Genomic DNA, 20668 nt, shown 5'->3' on the forward strand with positions numbered 1-20668 from the left:
GAAACATAGTTATTTTTCATATGAAAAAAATTGGAATAATACTTATTGGAATGATTTGCTTTCATTCTGATCCGCTTTTGGCCCAAAATTCTATGGGAATTGGTACAGACACTCCCAACCCAAATGCGGTAGTGGAGATGGTGTCTCCAGGCAATAACCAGGGTCTGTTGGTGCCGCGCCTGACTACTGCTCAGCGGACAGCACTTACTTTTACAGGAACAGAAAACGGACTCCTGGTTTATGATTCGGATGAAAACCAGTTTTATGTTTGGGTCTACCCGGACTGGCAGCCTCTTTCTAATTCAGGTGCGGGCGATATGCTGCAAAGCGTTTATGATATAGATGCCGATGGTGTGGTAGACTCTGCAGCCAATGCCGGGTTTGTTAACGGGTTTACAGTAGAAACAGCCGTTCCTGTTGGGGCAGTATTTACCGATACACAGGCCGCATTGGATGTTCCTTATGACGGATCAACCTCCGGTCTGCTCTCTACTGATGTGCAAAATGCCATTGATGAGCTTGCGTTATCCAGTGGTGGAGGCGATATGCTGCAAAGCGTCTATGATATAGACGCCGATGGTGTAGTGGACTCTACAGTTAATGCCGGGTTTGTTAACGGGTTTACAGTAGAAACAGCCGTTCCTGCCGGAGCGGTATTCACAGACAGTCAGGCAGCAGCGGATGTAGGAGTGACTGCAAGTGGCAATTTAACTTCCACAGATGTACAGGCAGCCCTGGAAGAACTTCAGAATAAACTGGATACAACCAATTCCTCACCCTGGGCGATTTCAGGAGCAGATCTGAATTATTCTGCCGGAAATGTGGGAGTTGGTACTACCGTTCCCCAGGCCAATTTCCAGGTAGGGGATCAGCTTGGGTTTTTTCATTTTGAAAATGCAGGCTTTCCCGTAGATGGGGAAGTAATAGCAGATAATCTGTATGCAGTAGGAGACTCGCTTTATAATATTGCTGACGGACGTTCAGCCTTTATCTTTTTTGATAGCGGTGCTATTGAATTCCTGCATGGTGATCCCCTTTTGGCTGGTCAGAATGCATTGTCTCAGGGTCAGGTTTCTACAAGCTTAAGACTTAACTCTTCCAGAGATGCAGAGTTTTCCGGGGCTGTGGAAATTGGGTCTGTCAGAGACTCAACGAATATCAGTTCAGGCCTGATGGCATTTGAAATGGGTCAGTTTTGGGGCTTTAACGGGTCTGAGTGGGTCAGTTTTGGAGGCCTGAGCTTTCCATCCCAAAACTATATCAATGATGGAGCGAGTAATCCGTTTTTTATCCAAAATGATGGTGGAGGAGGTGTTGCGAGGTTTGTGGTGAATAATACCAGTGCCTTCGGGAACCCGTTGGAAATTCAGACCAACTCAGATGATATTAGTTCTACTGGCATTGAAGTTAACAATGACGGACTGGGAAGTGGTATCAGGGTAGACCTGAACAACGCATCAAATACAAACAACGCGATTACAGGGAATACATTAGGAGCCGATGGCTCAGCCGGTTATTTCTATATCAATAATGCTTCAAATCCTGCTGCAGCTGTGATCGGTATCGTCGATGCAGGTACGGGAAATGCCGTGGAGGGTTATACCAATGGTAATGGACCTGCGGGCCGGTTTACCAATGTCAATACAAGTAATGGCTCTGTGGCCTTGGTCGTTCAAAACGACGGAACCAATTCGGCTGCTACATTTTCCAATTCAGCATTGGCTGCTACTGCAGCTGTAGAAATATTGAATAATGGGACAGGTGCCGGGCTAACCATCCAAAACCCTGGTGGGACTACGTTTTTTGGAGATAGTTCAGCTTTTGCGGGAAAAGTAGCTATTGGTCATTTTGATCCTGCTACTACCTTGGATGTAAATGGAGATGTAACGGCAGCCTCGTATGTTTATAGCGCTCCACAGACCCATTACTATTCCAAGGATTTCAGTGCATTTAAGTCCATTACACCAAGCAGCTATCAGTTTGGAGCGGATACTGTTGATACCGGATATGGAACTTTCTCTGCAGGGGCTGACCGGTTTGCTACTGCGCCGGTTAATCTGCCTGATGGAGCCGTGATCACAGAACTGCAGGCGTGGATGTACAACAATACATCAGGCAACGTTGCTGAGATTGAATTGATACGCAGGCCCATGGGCACCACCACTCGTGAAATTATGGCGACTTTGGGGACAACTAATTTAACGGCTTCCGTTCAAAGTCCGGCTACAGCAGGTATATCAAACCCGACTGTAGATAACAGTTCATACACCTATTACCTTCAATTCAGAGGAGGAGCAGACCAGGCCAGTGACACCAGACTTTATGATGTCAGGCTGACTTATACAGTAAGTTCAACACATTAAGAAGTGATGGGTAAAATGATAAAAACCATAGAAACAATGCTACCAGCCAATCATATCAAACCTGTACTGTTCAAAGGTCTGATGATCTTTGCTTTTTATCTTTTTCAGGCAAATACAGTTCAGGCTCAGGTCACTAACAATGGCTTGCCTATTGCCATCTCCTCCGGCCTGAATGTGACCATAGAAAGCAATTTTGTTTCTACGGGAAGCATTACCAATGAAGGCACGATCAACCTGCTGGATAGTGTGACGATCTCAGGGGACTATTCGGGTACTGGTACCGTAAATCTGAACGGATTAAATCAACTCATCAATATACCAGATACAGTAGAGACACTAAATGTAAGCGGTGGAGACAAGACCTTAACGGCGGGGCTGACTGCCAATAACCTAAGCTTCACCAATGCCCGCATCTTATCCAATGGCCAGAACTTTGAGGTAACAGGTACGATCACGGGGTTTGACGGGACCTCTCATGTGGTGGGCCGATTGATCCGGTCCGGGGCTGATTCTTTGGTTTTCCCCGTGGCCAAAAGCGGCGTTTATGCCCCGGTAACATTGGTGAATATTACAGGGGCTGCTCCTTCCATTTCTGTAGAATCTTTTGAGGCTGACCCCAGTGGTACGGCCGGGTACGGTTTGCTGGCGGTTAGCAGTACGCGCTACTGGAGAGTCAATACCACCTCTGGCACCTTAACGTCCGCGCTGGTCGAACTTCCTGTAATGAATGAGACCATCGGTACCAACATAGCCGACCTGGCGGTTGCAGTTAGCCCACTGGGGGGCACTTTTAGTGGCCTGGGTCAGGCCGGATTTACAGGAGATCTTACTTCAGGCACCTTGCGTGCAGCAGCGGGCGCCGGCACCGGGTTTTATACCCTTGGCGAATTTTTTGACGAGACACTACGCCTAGCTGATTCCACCGCATTGGTATCGATCTATCAAAATACAGCGGGAGCTTCGTGGACAGACAATACCGGATGGCTCAGCGCAGACCTGGATTCCTGGACAGGAGTAACCATGCTGGATAAGCGGGTACAGGCCTTGAATGTACCAAATAACAATCTGGATGGCGATTTCCCGGCTATGGTGTCAGGATTGGAGGAAGTAACTACAATGGACCTTTCATCCAATGAGCTAACCAGCATTGGAGATATCAGTTTGCTGCCTGCCTTACAGACCCTTAATGTTTCCAATAACCGTCTCCAATTTGGAACTCTTGAAACGGTTCTTACTAATTTTCCTTTTGCTGCTTACGCCCCACAAAAAGAAGTACTGGACCGGGTCAGGGTTGTTCAGGAGATCGGCACCAACTATACCATCGACCGGACAGTCACCGGATCAAACAATACCTATGTCTGGACCAAAAACGGAGCAGGGATTACTGAAACTGTCCCCTCATTTGATGTGTTTGTGGAGGATTTTTCAGTGGACGGCACCTACCGGGCTCAGGTTACCAACGCAAATGTAGACGGACTGGTGTTGAATACTGCTCCGGTCATTTTGCGGGTATCTTCTCTGGAGCGGGATTCTACTTCCCTGCGAACCATTTATGATGCACTGGTTACAGCGCAGTCTAATGTCACAGACTGGACCACCTTGCCAATCGCAAACTGGGGAGAAGTCACCATCACCAACAACAGGGTTACTGAAGTAGATCTTTCCAATCAGGCGCTTGAGGGTGAGTTGCCGGAAGAGATCATTGACTTACAAGAGCTTACAACTGTAAATCTTTCCAATAACGATATTTACGGACTGCCGGTAATCGCAACGAACCTGCCAAAAATCACTACATTCAATGTTTCTGAAAACGCCCTGGAGTTTGATGATCTTGAGCCAAATGTAACTACCAATGGCATTCAGTATGATAACCAGGCAAAGATCGGATCAACTGTAGATGAAATTTTACCAGTCGGAACGGCTTATGATCTGGGAGCCAATGTGGGAGGAGCTGCCAATGAATATCAATGGTACCTTACCACAATTAGCGGCACGTTGGATAATCAAGCCATTGGTGGGGCCACAGCATCTTCTTATACCATTCCGGGAATTAATTATGGGAACATGGGGACCTATGTGCTCCGGGTGACTAACTCGGTAGTTAATGGCCTTACACTGGAAAGCCAACCGATGAATGTTTTGGCTACTGCAGACCTGGAATTTGTGGGCATAGGAAAAGATGATGCGAAGATCACGGATGGCTTTGGATATGCCCTCCAGATCACACAGCCAGGTCAACCATTTGATTCTGCTGCTACGATCACACCTTTGAACGGTAACTTTATCTTTGATGACCTGGTTTTGGGTGATTACCTGATTGCCTTTGAATCTGATCCTGAGGTCTACGTACCTACTTATTTTAAAAATACTGATTTGTGGGCAGAGGCGGATACGTTGAGGTTGCGCGATAATAGAAAGGATACTTTGCGAATGACTTTTAAACCGGATCCATTTGATCCGAATTTGGGTGATGGAGTCGTGCAGGGGTTTGTAGAGTCCAACTTTGCTGATGAAACATCGGATGGCAGGGTAGAGGCTCGTCGTAAAGTAAAAAAGGCGGGTTGCTCACTCAGAAGACGTACACGATCAGGTGGAGGTCGTACCGGTCAGGAGGAGTATGAGTTTGTATTGGTGGCCTATGTGGAAACCAATGATGAAGGTCAGTTTGAATTTACGGACATTCCTTCGGGCTATTACCGTTTCAATATTGAATACCCGGGAATCCCGATGGATACCGCTTCCTTTGTTGAGTTTGAGGTTGGTGAAGACGGTATCGAAGAAAATACGTTCATCCTGGAGGCTTATGTGACGGAAGATGGTATTGAGGTGATCAAGATCGATGAGCTTGGGTTCTACAGAAAATATTTCAAGGATCTTCAGATCTATCCGAATCCTGCTGATACTGAAGTGAATATTGAATACTCCAAGCTGCTGACCGAAACAGTATGGATGCAACTGATAGACATGGATGGAAGCGTGCTGTATGAAAAGCAGATCAGCAGTGGGTACAATCTAAAAGAACAAATAGACACCTCTGTGCTTCCGTCAGGAATGTACTTTGTGACTTTTGAAGATCGTGCTTCCGGGAGGATGCGGGTGGCCAGCTACAAAGTTTATGTAAAACATTAGCTTTCCTTTAGACCAGACAGGTTTTCAAAACCTGTCTGGTCTTGAAGTTGTTGAGATTATTGAGTTAACGGCGACTCTGGAGAGTCTGGTTACCAATTTAGGAAAATAACCGGAGAACTTTTCCCAATGAGTTAATCACAAAGTCCGGGACTGGCATCACATTCAGCCTGAGGAATGGGTAAAATAAATTTATCATCCAGGGGGTCATTGGTTGTTATGCGAACATCAGTGAGATAAAGAGCTCTCCTTTTCAAGTCATGAAATATGATGCCTTCATAGATTAGTTCTCTATTCATCTCCACTACCAGACTGTCGAAAAAATCGTCAGGATCATCAAATTGACTCCCAAATAGCCTGCCAATTCCGGCTCTCTCCCTGATATCATTCAGATCATCCAGTGCAGTAGAGTCGATCACATCGATGTTTTGCTCAAAAATAGCCTCTGCCCGATGAAGACGGATATCGGCTAACCTGATAAGTGGGATCACATCATCTTCTCTGATAAATTTGGCGCAAGTTATTCTCTGAGTGTTTATTGGGTCCTGATAAAATGCTGTGGTGATCGATTCAGGAGACGTATTCTCTTCAATACCATATTCAATGCTTCCCCGGACATCATTTCCACTGAAGAGCGGATTGTTTTGCAGCAGGCTATTGTTTAATGAAAAGTCGAGTATTCGCATTACACCTAATCCAGTTTCTGGTAGAGATGAGAAATAGGTAACTAAACCAGTACCAGTTGATCTGCTTCCTGTATTGATCGAAATGTCTTGCTGAACGGCAAAAATATCTTCAGACGTATTGGACTTATTGTTAAAGGCATCCAGTGGAGAATCAACTAAAGCAAATGGCCCGTTAATTACATTATTAAAATGACTTTCAGCCGCAGCAAAATCCATTTTCTGCATTGCTACCTTTCCCAAATAGGCTTCACAGATATAGTGGGAAATTTTTGTACCATTCTGTTCAGGTAATAGAGCTGAAGCTTCTTCAAGATCGTTCTCTACCTGATTGTAAATGGTTTCGATGCTGGCCTTTTCCGGTGTCTTGATTTCATTTACATTTTCAATTGGTTGCAAAAGCAAAGGAATTGCCAGGGTAGTTTCCGGAACAGACCCATACTGGGGTGCCCAGAGGCGTACCATTTCAAAGTATAAAATTCCACGGATGGCCAGAGCTTCGCCCATTATTCTGTTCTTTGAGCTTTCGTCTGAAATATTTTCAATATTGGCCAGGATGTCATTTACAAGGTTGATAGTTTCATATGCCCGTAACCAGTTTGCCTCTACCTGGAAGTTGGCTGCCCTGATATCCTTATCGATAAAGTCTTCGTAAGTCTCACCATTGGTAATGTCCCATGAAACTTCACTTTGATTACTTCTCGTGAGCAGAGTTGCAATCAGTTTGAAATCCCCCCCAAGTAATTCACCTCCTGTTGCACCATCATACATTCCGAAAGCATTATAGTAAGCTCCATTTAATGCATTTTCAATACTTGCCTGATCAACCAGAATATTTCCACTAAGTGAATTTTCAGCATCAGTTTCTAAAAGCCCTTCACAAGAACTGAGAAACATAACAGATGATAAGTAAAAAAGTAGATTTTTCATGTTTCTTTTTAGTAACTCCAACTTACAGACCTATTTTAATACCACCCATAAAAATTCTAGGTTGTGGGGCAGTGAAATTATCTATTCCCCTACTAATATTTTGGCCTATTATACCATCGAGAGGATCAAAATAACTGACATCCGGATCATAACCCACGTAGTCAGTAAATGTAAGTAAGTTTTGTCCGGCTATATAAATACTCATATTTCGTAATGACCAATTTGAAAGTATTCGACCGGGGATATTATATGTTAGTGTTACGGTTTTAAGTCTAAGATAGCTTCCATCTTCTAACCACCTGCTTGATGGATTTGTATTATCTGCAAAGGGATTCAAAACCGGGTACGGCGCATCGTCACCGGGAGAATACCACCGATTATTTTGAGATGCTAACTGGCCAAGGTTGGCAATACCACTATTGGCAAGAAATTCGCCAGTAGCGAAGTACAAATCTGCTCCCTGAACAAACTGGAACATGAATGATAGATCAATGTTTTTATAACTTAATGAGTTGGTTATCCCTCCAAAGAAGTCGGGGTTCGGATCTCCTACAATCATTCTTGGGGCTGATTCATAATCTGTTGTTGTTCCACCAAAACCATTAGCATATAGAGCCTCTCCTGTTGAAGGATTTACGCCCATATATTTTCTCATGTAAAAGATTCCAGCTGGCTGCCCTTCCAAAAAGGCATTTACTCCAACAATTGCCTGAGAACCATTAAGATCTTTTACTGTGTTTTGATTACTGGAAATATTAAAATCGGAGCTCCAGGAAAAGTTCTCCCGATTAATAATTATGGAGGAGAGAGAGAGTTCAAATCCTTTATTTTCCATAGTCCCGACATTGTCAAGAACAGAACCAAAACCACTTGTCATACTTACAGGAACAGGAAAAAGCAGATCCTTTGTAGTTTTAATATAATAATCGAAAGTTCCATTAATACGATCATCAAAAAGCCCAAAACCTAGTCCAAGATTTAATTGACCTGTGGTCTCCCATTTCAGCCCTTGATTTCCAAGGTTGGCGAGTTCAACAGCCTCTTCACCATCGTATTCAACTTGAAAGAAATTTTTCCTGTATAAAAAATCATCCACTGGAGTATTCCCTACCTGGCCATAGCTTCCCTTAATCTTAAGAAAGGACAATGGGTAAACTCCTTGTAAAAAAGGTTCATTTGAAATAATCCAACCTAGTGAAGCAGCAGGAAAAAACCCGTACCTGTTATCAGGCCCGAACTTTGAAGACCCATCTACTCTTCCAGATATTTGTGCTAAATATTTTTCTTTGAAGGCATAATCAATTCTTCCATAAGAAGATGCAAAAATACTGGCTGAGCCAGGGACCGGGAATGATGTTAATTGGGGATCACCAACTTCAAGTTCTTTGAGTTCCTCTACATTATTAATTCGCGCTGTTCTAAAAGTACTTGTACCCCTTGACTCTTGATAAGAACCCCCCAGGATCACAGAAAGCTTCTGGTCATCGGAGATTGATGGGCTATATGTTAACCATCCATTGAAAATAGTATTCCGAATTTTTGTCTCACTAAATTCAGACCTTCCATTTGGGGCACCATCCTGGGTTTGAGGACCTTGTCTCCATTCATGTCGAAAATTCCCATAATCAATTCCTCCATTTATGTCAAAGCTCAGGTTAGAAGCTATTTTGTAGTTGAAACCCAGGTTTCCTACAAGACTATTATTAAAGCCGATATTATCAGAAAAATGTATTTCTGTAAGTGGATTATACTCCAAACTTCTTACAACAAGCTTGTAGTCATTTTCAGGGTTGTAACTGTCTGATGGTGGAAGGACAATAGCTTGTAGAGGAGCGCCAAGATCCTGATCATCATTCAATTGATTGTCTTTTGTATAAATGTAGTTTAAGCTCAGTTGGGCTGATAATTTACTACTAAAAGTACCATTGAGGTTTAGAGTTCCGTTTAACCTGTCAAACTTATTCCCTATTAAGATTCCCTCTTGAGTTGTGTACCCCAGTGAGCTAAAGTATCCGAAATTTTTGGTTCCACCCTGAATGTCAACATTTGCTCTGTGCGAGTAGGCTGTCCTTAAAACTTCCTCTTGCCAATCAGTACCATATTCCAGAGAGTCAATACCAAACCCTAAAGCTTCGAAAAAATCTGGTAACCTAATAGTGAAGTCAGGAAGGTTGATTTCAAAACTTCCAGCTTCCTGCCAGGTTTTGAGGTTTTCTTTTGTAATGTATTGATCCAGGTTAAAAAATCGCAAAGTATACTCGATGAGCATTTGATTATATTCAGCAGGAGTCTGTAATTGAAGCTTTTTTGGTGTTTGACTAATACCGAACTGATAGTCTGCATTGATTTGCATTTCTCCTGACACCCCATCCTTAGTAGTTATAAGGATTACCCCATTAGCGGCTCTGGAACCATAAATAGCTGTAGCACTTGCATCTTTAAGAATCTCAATAGAGGCTATATTACTTGGGTTGATGTTAGACTGGTTGCCGGAAGTTAACGGAACACCATCCACAACATATAAAGGTTGGTTGGAAGCAGATAGTGAAGAACCTCCGCGAACTCTTACGGTGGTACCCTGTCCTAATTTTCCGCTTGAGTTTTGGACAAACATACCGGTCGTCATGCCCTGATTTGATTGTTCCAGATTTATCAATGGTGCAGGACTTACATCTTTAGAATCTATCGAAGATATGCTACTAGTCAGTTCTTTTTTCGATTGTGTCCCTATTCCAGTTCCTATCATGTCATTGCTTATGGGATTCAGTACCGGAGAGATTTCGGTACGTCCGTTTAAAGGGACCCTAAGGGTCTCAAATCCCGGCCCTGAAATAGTAACTGTGTGGTATGTATCTGATACTTTTAATTCAAATTTGCCATAATCATCGGTGACAGTCGAGTTTTTTCCTGCAGTTACTTTTACTCCCGAAATACCTTCCCCATTCTCGTCAGTCACAGTTCCACTTACAGTAATGTCTTGTGAGAATGCCGGATAAAGTAAAAGACAAAAGGCCAGGCAAGTGATAATAAATCTCATAGTTAGGAAACGGTTATCTTATCCTTAAAAATAGGAATATAAAATACATTATCTATATAAAATCAGTAGCTAAGTTCAGTGGGGCTGGTGTAGATGCACAAAATGGGTAAAAAGGAGGACAGATTTCTTCAATCATAAGTTAGTCTTACTTTGTTAAGTTGCAATTAAGCAGTAAGGGAGTATGGGTTGATAAATTTTCCTCCAAAAACAGTTTTGGGTTAATCTTGAGTAAGATTTCTCGTCCCTACCAATGACGTATTTGTAAAAGACACTGTATTTCAGTGCTTTACAGGTTCGTCATCAGCCAATTTGTGGCCTCATCTAAAGAGGCTGGCCTCTCGAAATGACAATTAATTGGATCACAAGTAAATAACCAGCTGCCACCGAAAGGCCCATTTCCACCTAAGTGTGTAATTCTTGATACCAGCCTCGTGCAGGATGCAGGAGAGCTCATCCTTTAAAAATCCACGGGCCACGGAGATAGCCGCATCATTTCTCACCATGTATGATTTGGAAAAAAACCGTGTGATCAACCGGATGGAGTGATAAGCCAGCCAGTGCCGGTGCAGGTCATTGATGATAATCGCCACCCGGGCTTGCTTCCTGAATCTCCTGAAAAGTGAAATCAGCTCTTCTTTGGTAAAATGATGAGTAAACAGGCAGCAGTGGATAATGTCAAATTGTTTTTCCTGAAAACCAGAGTCAAAAATGTTTTCGCAGGAAATGTGAATATTTGACCAGCCAGAGGTGTGTTCTTTGGCATAGTCCACAATGTGGGGGTTAGCATCAATGCCCGTAAACTTGATGTCCTGCCCCTTTCCTTTTGCAATTTTAGCCATGGCGATGAGGATATCGGCACCACCACAGCCCAGGTCCGCCAGGGACTTTACGTTATTTTCGTTAATGATTTTTTTGAATGCAGTCAGGCTGATTTGATTACCACCGAGCTTACGGTTGATTACGTCGAGTTCATGTAGCGTCTGTCCTATGACCGGCCCTTCGATCTCCAGGTCATCCATGATTTCCAGTTCGGTAGATCGGTGTTCCAGCATACTCAGGTTATTTTTAAAAGCATACTTTCCATGGTCAGTCCGGGGCCAAACGCAAAACTTAAGATATTTTCTCCGTCATTTTTTTGAGTCAGCGGGTCCATGATCTTTTTCAAAACAAAAAGGACAGTAGGAGACGACATGTTACCGTAATTTTTGAGAATATCATAAGCAGGAGCGTTTTGTTCTTTGGAAAGCCCCAGCTCTATCTCTATGACCTCCAATATTCGTTTTCCGCCCGGGTGGATAGCAAAATGATCCACCCCGGAAACGTTCAGGTCAAACCTGTCCAGTAGCTTCCGGGTAAGTTTGCCAATCCCGCGCTGAATGACGTCCGGTACCTGTCCGCTGAGTTTCATCTGAAAGCCAAAATCGTTGATGTGCCAGGACATCTCTTCTTTTCCCTCTAGTGACAGATCACTATAAAACCCTTTCATTTCCAGCTGTTTTTGCCCGTTTTTTTGTCCCTGTACTAAAAGAGCGGCAGCTCCGTCACCAAACAGCGCATTGGAAAGCAGACTGTCTTCGTCGGTTTTCTTTAGTAAATGAATGCTGCACAGCTCTACTGCTACGATCAGGATGTTTGCAGCGGGATTGTTACAGGCGATCTCGTACGCTACTTTCATAGCATTAAACGATGCATAGCAACCCATAAAGTTGATGGAGGTCCGCTGTATGTCAGTGGGGATGCCAAGCCGCTCTACCAGCTCAATATCAATACCTGGTGCATACATGCCTGTACAACTTACAGTGATCAGGTGAGTGGGTTGCACTTTTTGATTGCGCAGGCAGCTACCGGCAGCCTGCTCGCTTAGGGTTATGGCTTTTTCCTGGTACAGCTTCATTCGTGAGCTTACAGTAGGAAAGGGCTCCAGGTCTTCGCTTTTCGGGAAAAACGAAAATGCATCCGAGCTTTTGCCAAAATCTTCAATGACAGAATATCTGTACTGAATACCACTGGCACGGTATAAAATGCGCATTAGTTTTTTTCCCTTCTCTGATAATGGCAGATGCTTCACCATAAAGTCAGAGATGGCCTTCTGACTGACACGGTTTTCGGGGGTGGCTGTACCTATGGATGAAATATATGCGGGCATAATTCGTACTTAAGTAATAATAACTAACTTTTGCGAAGAGGTTCTAGCTTACGGATGAAAAAGTCAACATTATTACATTTACGCTTTCCATTTTCATTTTTTCTGTTGCCAGTATTTTTGTTTGCAGCAGCGTTGTCCCTGCCTTTTAGCCGGGTTGATTTTTTTTTAGTCTTCTTTATCCTGCACTTTTTGCTTTATCCTGCCAGTAACGGTTATAATAGCTACTTTGATAAGGATGAACAGAGTATAGGAGGACTGAAAAAACCTCCAACGGTCACTAAACAGCTTTATTATACCTCATTGTTTTTGGATGTGGTTGCTTTGATTTTGGGCATGATGATTTCCATGACCTTTACGGTTATGCTTTTTGTCTATGGAGTGGTTTCAAAGGCTTACAGTCATCCGACGATCAGATTAAAAAAAATGCCCATTACCGGGTGGCTCGTTGCAGGTGTTTTCCAGGGCTATTTCACCTGGCTGATGGTCTATCTGGGCCTTACCGGGGTTGATTTCTCTGACCTCTTTGTCTACGAGATACAGTTTCCGGCTATTCTCAGCACACTCTTGTTATTTGGATCATATCCTATGACGCAGGTTTATCAGCATGATGAGGACAGCAAGCGGGGTGATCGTACGATTAGCCTGGTCCTGGGGGTACTGGGTACCTTTCATTTTACTGCGATCTTTTTTACGGGCTCAGTTCTTCTTTTTTGCCTGTATTTTTTCTCTTTTTTCTCATTGAAAGAGGCGGTTCTTTTTTTAGCCCTACTTTCCCCGGTATTGATTTTTTTTGGGATCTGGTATTATCAGGTGAGGTCTTCCAGCAAAAATGCTGACTTTGAACGCACCATGCGGCTGAACCTTCTATCCAGTCTGTGTCTCAACCTCTTTTTTGCCTGGCTGCTTCTTAGCTAAAAGGGCTGCCCATGGGTGTGATGGATCAGGGAGCGGGCTATGGGTCTGAGGTACTTGCCGGTAAAAACGGCCAGTTCAGAGGCAAGGCTGCTGCCAAATAATGTCTGTATCTGTCTTCCTGCCCAGAGTCTGCGGGCAAAAAGCTGATTCCATTCTTTGCTATAGGATTCTTCCATCGACTGGCGATCGAAATGCCCCATATTCCACTCCCGGATGATTATTTCGGACAGGGTCTTTGCCGAATGAATGGCCAGAGCCATGCCATTCCCACATAGGGGGGTGATACTTCCGGCTGCATCTCCACTCATAAACAGGTGCTCAAAGACCGGTTCTTTCTTCTCAAAAGTGATTTCGTTAATGACTTCCGGCTTGTCAAACAGGAATTCACCTCGTTGAAAAATATTTTTAAGAAAAGGGTTGAGAAACAATACACCTTCTTCCAGGTCCGGGATGCTCCCATACTTTTTCAGCTGATCCCGGTGCGTCATATAGCAGATGTTTACTTTACCCTCCTCAACCGTACTAACTCCGCAGTATCCTCCTGAGAAATTATGGAGAGCAATTTTCTCAGGGTCAAAGTCCAGTAGAGCATGGTATTTTACACCCACATAAGGAGATTTTTTATGAAGGAAAGGACGATCAAGTTTTTTATCCAGCATAGAGCGCTTACCATGAGCTGCTATGACGATTTTGGCTTCATACCTGTTACCCGATAAAGTACTGACGGAAAAGTGGTTATTTCTATACCGGATGTTTTTGACCGTTTGACCTTCCAGAAGTGAGACCCCGGCGTTTATGGCTTTTTCTGCCAGCCATTGGTCATAAGTATAGCGACTGATACCAAATCCTCCCAGATCCAGCCTTTGCTCAAAGGAATTACCGCTTGTGGATGTCAGCTGCAGCTTTTCAATGCGAGAGGGAGAGACATCCGTGGGGAAAAGATCGTGGCGCTCCAGAAAAGGAATTACCTCATTGGAAATATATTCTCCGCAAACCCGGTGAAAAGGGAACGTCTTTTTTTCCAGGAGCACTACCTGCAATCCGGCTCTGCTAAGCAAAATACTATTTATCAGACCGGCCAGTCCACCGCCTACTATAAGTACATCTGTCATGAATAGGATTTTGATTTACCCTTGCTTATTAACGGGCTGTTTAAGCAAAAGTATGTCAGATCATACGCTTTAGCCGGAAGACAAAGCGGATTTTTTTGTCTTTGCGACGAACGATCATACGGATTTTCTTGCCGTCTCGCACACGCAGCAAGGCGTGAAATTCCGAAACACTGGATACGTCAGCACGAAGACCATTCATTCGGATGATGATGTCGCCCTCTTCTACACCTGCTTTGTATGCCGGAGAGTTTCGCCTGACATTAGAGATAACCAGAGAATCCAGCTTTTTACCTTCTACTGAGATGGTAATGCCACTCATATCATGCTCAAAGGGAACCCGATACCGATTGCTTTTGGCCAGATAAATGTATTGATGTGGGTAGTCAAAGGTTACATTAAATCTCGTGAGGAGGTCTCCTCCTATAGTTCCATGCCGGGAGCCCCTTTTGATGGCTTTGAGGTAGGCGCCGTCTATGGGAATAGATACGAGTACATCTTCAAAATCAAAGCAATTGACCACTAACCCGTTCATCCGGCCCATAAATCCGGGGATCTCACCACCAAGCCCCTGACCAAGACGAGTTGCAACAAGCGTCTCCGGGAGTTGTATTTTGTCGGTGCTCTTCACATCCAGCAAAAGGGCATGACTTGCTCCTGAATCGACCATCAGTTTGACACTGTCCTTTTGCCCGTTTTGACTAACTATAGTTTTAAGATAGGGTTTGGTATTGACAATTTCAATGGGCAGAGATTCGTAAGATCTACGCGGCTTATAGGTTTCCGGACGATACAGCGTAATGATGTTTTCCTCGTAATCAATCTGAACCACAAACCGACTGAAGAGATCATAACCAATGATACCGTATACTTCTTCTCCAAGGTTCTTATTGAGTTCCAGGTAATCCTCTTTGAGGACAAGCATGTTGAGTCCACCTCCGCTTACGCCACCGGGTAGGGACATCCGGATATCCGTAGCTACAAAGGCCCGGAGGGAATCAATCAGTCCCGGCCCCTGCACGGTGATGTCTCTCACATAATTTAGACCGAGCAGGTCTCCAAAGATCTTTTCAGTGAGAATAGTGGATTCTGCCCCTGTATCCAGGATAAATTTGAGTGTAAGAAAACCATTGATAGTAATGGGAATGGCTATAAGGTTGCTGTACTCTTCAAAGGGAATTTCGACTTTGTCCAGATTTGCATCCATGACAAAACCGATCTTTTGTTGTGCCAGGCTTCGGGGACATGATAAAGTGATCGTGAAGGCAGCAACCAGCAAAATCTTAATAAAACGGTAATAAAATATCTTTCTACCCATACTCTATATATCCAAACAACCGAAGGAACCACTTTCCCTATGCCACTTATAAGGATTTCCCTGAAGCGATTGTCTCCTAACTACTTAAATTAACGAAAACAATGATTGTTTCAATCGAATAGGAGGAATTTTATAACTGTATTCGTAAATGTCCTTAATCTGTTTACTGCTTTGATTCCGCCCAAATTATTTCTACTTTGACTGTGAATAATCCAACACTGCACCAACCATTGAGTAAGAAACTATTGATAGGCACACTGGTTTTGCTGGCTTCATCGTATGTCACTGGCCAGGAGATGTCTGCGCATGATTATTATCAGCTTGGAGGCCGACTGTATTATGAGGCCAGATATGATAGTGCGGCAAAGATCTTCGATCTGGCGTTAGAGGCTTTTAAGGATGATCAGGACACTGTAGGATTGATTAAATCCGCTTATGAAAAAGGTGAGAGTTTAGCCAATCTTGGAAAATGTGAGGAAGCCAGAAACAGTATTGCACCGGCTCTCGACTTAAGCCTTAAGGTAGCCGGAGAATCTGATACTTTGACGGCCCGGGGATACTACTTCCTCTCCAGGGCAGCAGGAGGTTGCTCCCGTGATTTTGACAGGGCCATAACCCTGATGAGAAAATCCGTTAATATTCGTTCGGCAGTGCTGGGTTCGGATCACCCGCTACTTGGGTTCGATTATACTACATTGGGATATTATCACAATAATATCGGAAACCATGATAGTGCGATCTATTACCTGGAGAAGGCCTATGAAATTCGTACGGATCAGCAGGCGGTAGACTCATTGGAGCTGTCACATACATTATTCAATCTGGCCAAGGCTTATGAAAATCTTGGGGATGTTTTTACCGCCCTGAAACTTGGTGAGAGGTCTTTATTTATCAGGCAAAAGTATTTACACAAGAATCACCCTACCATATCAAACAGCCTGAGTGATATCGGGACTATTTACAGGACAGTAGGTAATTATGACAGGGCCTTACCCTACATTAGTCAGGCCCTGGAGATACGAAAAGCCTCGTTAGGTGAGAACCATGTAAACGTTGGAGCCAGCTATTATACCATTGGTGTGCTTTATGGAAACATGTTCAACTATCAGCGGGCCATTCATTTTATTGAACAGGGAAATTTGATCGTAGAGAGGGCACTCGGAGAAAAAACACCGGTTTTACATACCTATTATGCCTATCTGGGAGCCATGTATGGTCATGTAGGCAGGCATGAGGAGGCGGTCAGGTATTTGATGAAAGCAAAAAATCTGGGTGAGAAGTACATGGAATCAAATCACCTGTACCTGGGGATCATCTACGCTATTATAGGAAACTATTATTCAGAAATCTCTGAGGTAGAAGATCAAATTGAGTACCTGAAGAAGGCGAGAGAGATCTTTCAAAAGGCTTTGGGGCCGGGTTCTGCCAGGGAAGCTGATGTTTTGATTGAATTAGGGGAGGGCTATTTGCAGAAGGGGGATTGGGAAATGGCCAGAGGTCACCTTAATGAGGCAATGGATATGATCAGGAAATCGCTTGGGGAGAAAAATCCAAAAGCTGCTACTATCCACCAGAACCTCGGCGACTTATATGCCAGAACTGAAAACAGGGAAAAAGCCCTGAAAGCGTATTTGAAATCCCTCAATGCAGTTTCACTGGACTCAATACAAAATGACCTTAAGCTTAAAATACCTTCATTGACCCATAAGCAGTTGGCTTTGATTACGCTGAGGAAAATAGCTTCATTGTATCAATCGAACAGGGGCGAAAAAAACCTGAAAGCGGCGCTTTCACGATATCTGCTTGCCATGGATGTGATAGATGCTATAAGTCAGGATTATAACCTTGAGGTCTCCAAAGCTCAATTGGGAGAAGACTCGCGACAGATTTTTGAAGAGGCAGTCAAGGTCGCCTATTTATTGTATCAGGGCACGGGTGACGAAAAATATAAGCGGGAAGCCTTCAGGATAGTGGAAAAAAGCAAATCCCCAATTTTGCTTTCCAAGATCAAAGATATTGACGTCAAAAGGTCACTTGGCGTGCCTGACAGCCTGCTATCGAAGGAGCGGGATATAGCCATCGAGCTGACCTATTACAAACGAAAGCTGAGAGAATCCAGAGAAGCAAAAAACGATTCACTTTCAAACATCTATCAGGACAGAATCTTTACAATCCGGACAAGGTCAGACAGCTTCAAAGATCGACTGGAAGCAAATTATCCCGATTATTTCGAATTCAGGTACCAGGATGTGATTTCAGAAATTGGGGCTATTCAAAGTCTCCTGGATGAAGAGACGTTGATCCTGGAGTACTTTCTGGCAGATACATCAGGCTACGTGTTTGATATATCGAGAGATCATTTTGAATTGCACCAATTTGATGCCCGAAAGGATTTGAAGAATACAATCAACAGCTATGTGGAGAGCCTCACTGATGCTGACCTGGTACTGAATGACTCGAGGAGAGCGGACAGCCTTTTTACATACTCAGCTTCTCATCTTTACAATGAGCTGGTAGACCCGGCTATAAGCCCCCATGGCAACAAACAACGTTTGATTATCATACCGGATGGCTTTTTAAGCCGGGTAAACTTCAATGTTTTTGTTCGTTCTATGCCAGAGAAGATAGATTATGCTTCGCTTGATTATTTGATCAAACAATATGACATCAGTTACGCCTATTCAGCTACTTTAAATTCAAGAAAAATCAGGAACACAAACAAGGCATCATTTGCGGGGTTTGCACCTTCGTATAAAGCAGAGCACTACTCCGGTATAGATTCTGTTGACCATCCCATGGCCTTTGAATTGGTTAGGGAAGGTAAATTACCCCTGCCGGGAGCCATTGCTGAAGTTTCGGAAATAGGCAGGATGATGGATGGAAAGATCTGGTTGAATGCCGAGGCTTCTGAGACTAATTTTAAAATGAACTCCGGCAATTACGGCATTCTTCACCTCGCCATGCACAGCTTACTCAATATGAATGATCCTCATTATTCTGAGTTATTGTTTAACGACGAAAAAGACAGCACTAACGATGGCTTTTTGGCAATTGGTGAGATCTATAATCTGAATATAGATGCACAGATGGTGGTGCTGAGCGCTTGCAGCAGTGGGAGTGGGGCTTTGCAGGTAGGAGAGGGACTTATTAGTTTTAGCAGGGCATTTAGCTACGCGGGGTGTCCCAGTGTGGTGATGAGCCTGTGGAAAGTGCCCGATGAAGCCACGTCCGGGATCATGATTGAGTTCTATAAAAACATTAAAAACGGAGCCCCGAAAGACAAGGCTTTAAAACAAGCGCAGCTTTCCTTTCTGGGAAAGGAAAAAGATCCCCTTAAGCAGCATCCGTTTTATTGGGCTGGATTTGTTGCTATGGGTGATACTCAGCCTATTGAGCAAAAAAGTGTGACGTGGATGCTCTGGCTTTTAGTGGGGATTGTGGTCTTAACCGGAGGTACATTGGCATCTCGGAGGAGGTTTTCAAAATCTTAGTTGTGGGATCACCTTTTCATTCATCCTGCCATCGATTGTTGTCTTCACAAACGATTTATTCAATTCTATACGGAGTAAATCTTTGGTTGCCGAGACACAACCAAATGCGGCTAAAGGCTGATAATTCATAAAAACTGCAAACCCTCGCCTTTCAGTAGCGACATCATCTTCTTAGCTTCTTCCTGTTTGAAGCCATTTTGTTGAGAGATTTCGGTCAAAAGTTTCATTGCTTGCTCATTTTGACCGGTTTTTATATAGGCAAGGCTCAGATACCATTTACTCTGCTGGCTGAAAATACCGGTCCGGAGTTGATCATCATTCAGCAGGTTAATTGCTGTGTCATAATCCCCAAGGTAGAGTTTGCACAACCCACCGTAAAAAAGACTTACAGGGGTGTTTAAGGTGCTTAATCTGGAGTATGCCTCCTCGTATTTCTGATTTCGATAATAAGCCATTCCTGACAGGTAATTGTCATCTGATCCTTCGGCGCTTCGGGTGATGGAAGGAGCCTGATATGGTTCGGATAATTGAGCAGCCAGGTAATCCTCCATATCAGGAGAAGCGTATTGGTAAATACTAATGAATGCTATGATCAATAAAGCTATGGAAGCGGCTATTTTCAGGAAAGTAAATTTTCCGCCAGAACGGGTGTGTGATTTGATCCTGTTGGCCTGCCTGGTTTGGAGACGATCCAGATAGTCTTCTATCTTTTCTTCATCCTGGTGAAAGTGCTTGTCCAGTATGAGTATGCCTTTTGCAATGTCTCTGGCCACTTCGTCCTCCCTGAGAAGTTTTTCAATCTCTTTACTGGTTTTTGATTCCAGGGTGCCGTCCAGGTAGTCTTTAATGAGTTCGTAATTGTTGTTTAGTTTCACGCTAGGGGCTGTTTATTTCTTTCAAGACACTCTTCAGCTTAATTCTTGCAGCTGATTTTCTGTTAGCTACCGTTTTCTCGGTTGAATCAATGATCTCAGCAATTTCCTTATTGTCATAGCCTTGCTGGTGTAGCTGCCAGATCTTATAGTCTCTGGCATCCAGCGTCTCCCTGATAATCTGATCCAGATTTTCAAGTGAAAACCGGACTTCAATATCGGGTTGAGATTCTTTCGCTATCTTATAATTATCATTCAAGAGTTTCTTTCTTCGTTCGGATTTGCTGAGAAATGTCAGACATTCATTCTTAGCAACACTAAAGAGCCAGTTTTCAAAATTTTCTATCTCTCCGGGGTTTTGATGCTGGAGTAACTTTATCAATGTATCGGAAGCCACATTTTCAGCACTTTCCACCGAACCGACCTTCCCAATACAATAGGCGGTCAGGCTCCTGTGATAGTATGTATACAGTTCTCCAAATACCGATTTATTACCAGCCACATATTGCTCCCACAGTGATTTCTGCAAATCACCCTTTATTGAAGAAATGTACATCTCTGACATATAGACTAATAGGGTAGGGTTGTTTCCCGACTAAAACGTTAACTTATTAAAAAAATCCAAGATCACCCGGGAAAAATGTAAATGTCATGAGTCTTCACCATATATAAACAATT

General features: G+C 43.5%; 12 protein-coding genes. 4 read left to right on the forward strand and 8 right to left on the reverse strand.

The features are described 5' to 3' along the window. The first annotated feature begins 92 nt into the window (after positions 1-92). Complete coding sequence (locus tag AC3E9V_RS00715) at positions 93-2363, forward strand: autotransporter outer membrane beta-barrel domain-containing protein (protein WP_488751260.1); 2271 nt, start codon at positions 93-95, stop codon at positions 2361-2363. Positions 2364-2378: 15 nt separating this feature from the next. Further along, a complete protein-coding gene (locus tag AC3E9V_RS00720; protein WP_488751261.1) occupies positions 2379-5492 on the forward strand; it encodes a T9SS type A sorting domain-containing protein in 3114 nt (1037 codons plus the stop codon). Between the two features lie 131 nt (positions 5493-5623). Here the strand turns inward: AC3E9V_RS00720 and AC3E9V_RS00725 are convergent, their stop codons facing one another. The 4 genes from AC3E9V_RS00725 to AC3E9V_RS00740 form a co-directional block, all read right to left on the reverse strand. Continuing rightward, positions 5624-7102 carry a RagB/SusD family nutrient uptake outer membrane protein gene (locus AC3E9V_RS00725; RefSeq protein ID WP_488751262.1) on the reverse strand — a complete coding sequence of 493 codons (1479 nt, stop codon included), beginning with the start codon at positions 7100-7102 and terminating at the stop codon, positions 5624-5626. Positions 7103-7124: 22 nt separating this feature from the next. Beyond that, positions 7125-10139, reverse strand: a complete 3015-nt coding sequence (locus AC3E9V_RS00730; RefSeq protein WP_488751263.1) for a SusC/RagA family TonB-linked outer membrane protein — start codon at positions 10137-10139, stop codon at positions 7125-7127. A gap of 359 nt (positions 10140-10498) precedes the next feature. Then, the gene (locus tag AC3E9V_RS00735) at positions 10499-11191 is read right to left on the reverse strand and encodes a methyltransferase domain-containing protein (RefSeq protein WP_488751264.1); all 693 of its coding nucleotides are present in this window, start codon (positions 11189-11191) and stop codon (positions 10499-10501) included. Positions 11192-11193: 2 nt separating this feature from the next. Further along, entirely contained in the window at positions 11194-12285 is a 1092-nt protein-coding gene (locus AC3E9V_RS00740; RefSeq protein ID WP_488751265.1) for a type III polyketide synthase, read from the reverse strand. A 54-nt stretch (positions 12286-12339) separates the two neighbouring features. Between AC3E9V_RS00740 and AC3E9V_RS00745 the strand changes: the two genes are divergently transcribed. Continuing rightward, the gene (locus AC3E9V_RS00745) at positions 12340-13200 is read left to right on the forward strand and encodes a UbiA family prenyltransferase (RefSeq protein ID WP_488751266.1); all 861 of its coding nucleotides are present in this window, start codon (positions 12340-12342) and stop codon (positions 13198-13200) included. On the opposite strand, the gene AC3E9V_RS00750 is transcribed toward AC3E9V_RS00745, so the two are convergent. Together AC3E9V_RS00750 and AC3E9V_RS00755 are read right to left on the reverse strand one after the other, a co-directional pair. Continuing rightward, a complete protein-coding gene (locus tag AC3E9V_RS00750; RefSeq protein ID WP_488751267.1) occupies positions 13197-14312 on the reverse strand; it encodes an NAD(P)/FAD-dependent oxidoreductase in 1116 nt (371 codons plus the stop codon). The genes AC3E9V_RS00745 and AC3E9V_RS00750 overlap by 4 nt on opposite strands. Positions 14313-14367: 55 nt before the next feature. Next, positions 14368-15627, reverse strand: a complete 1260-nt coding sequence (locus AC3E9V_RS00755) for a pepsin/retropepsin-like aspartic protease family protein (RefSeq protein ID WP_488751268.1) — start codon at positions 15625-15627, stop codon at positions 14368-14370. A gap of 230 nt (positions 15628-15857) precedes the next feature. Between AC3E9V_RS00755 and AC3E9V_RS00760 the strand changes: the two genes are divergently transcribed. Further along, positions 15858-19118 carry a CHAT domain-containing protein gene (locus tag AC3E9V_RS00760; RefSeq protein WP_488751269.1) on the forward strand — a complete coding sequence of 1087 codons (3261 nt, stop codon included), beginning with the start codon at positions 15858-15860 and terminating at the stop codon, positions 19116-19118. Positions 19119-19243: 125 nt separating this feature from the next. On the opposite strand, the gene AC3E9V_RS00765 is transcribed toward AC3E9V_RS00760, so the two are convergent. Together AC3E9V_RS00765 and AC3E9V_RS00770 are read right to left on the reverse strand one after the other, a co-directional pair. Next, entirely contained in the window at positions 19244-19993 is a 750-nt protein-coding gene (locus tag AC3E9V_RS00765; protein WP_488751270.1) for a tetratricopeptide repeat protein, read from the reverse strand. A gap of 1 nt (position 19994) precedes the next feature. After that, entirely contained in the window at positions 19995-20519 is a 525-nt protein-coding gene (locus AC3E9V_RS00770; RefSeq protein WP_488751271.1) for an RNA polymerase sigma factor, read from the reverse strand. Between the last annotated feature and the right edge of the window lie 149 nt (positions 20520-20668).

It is taken from the genome of Marinoscillum sp. HNIBRBA16962 (genome assembly GCF_057801515.1).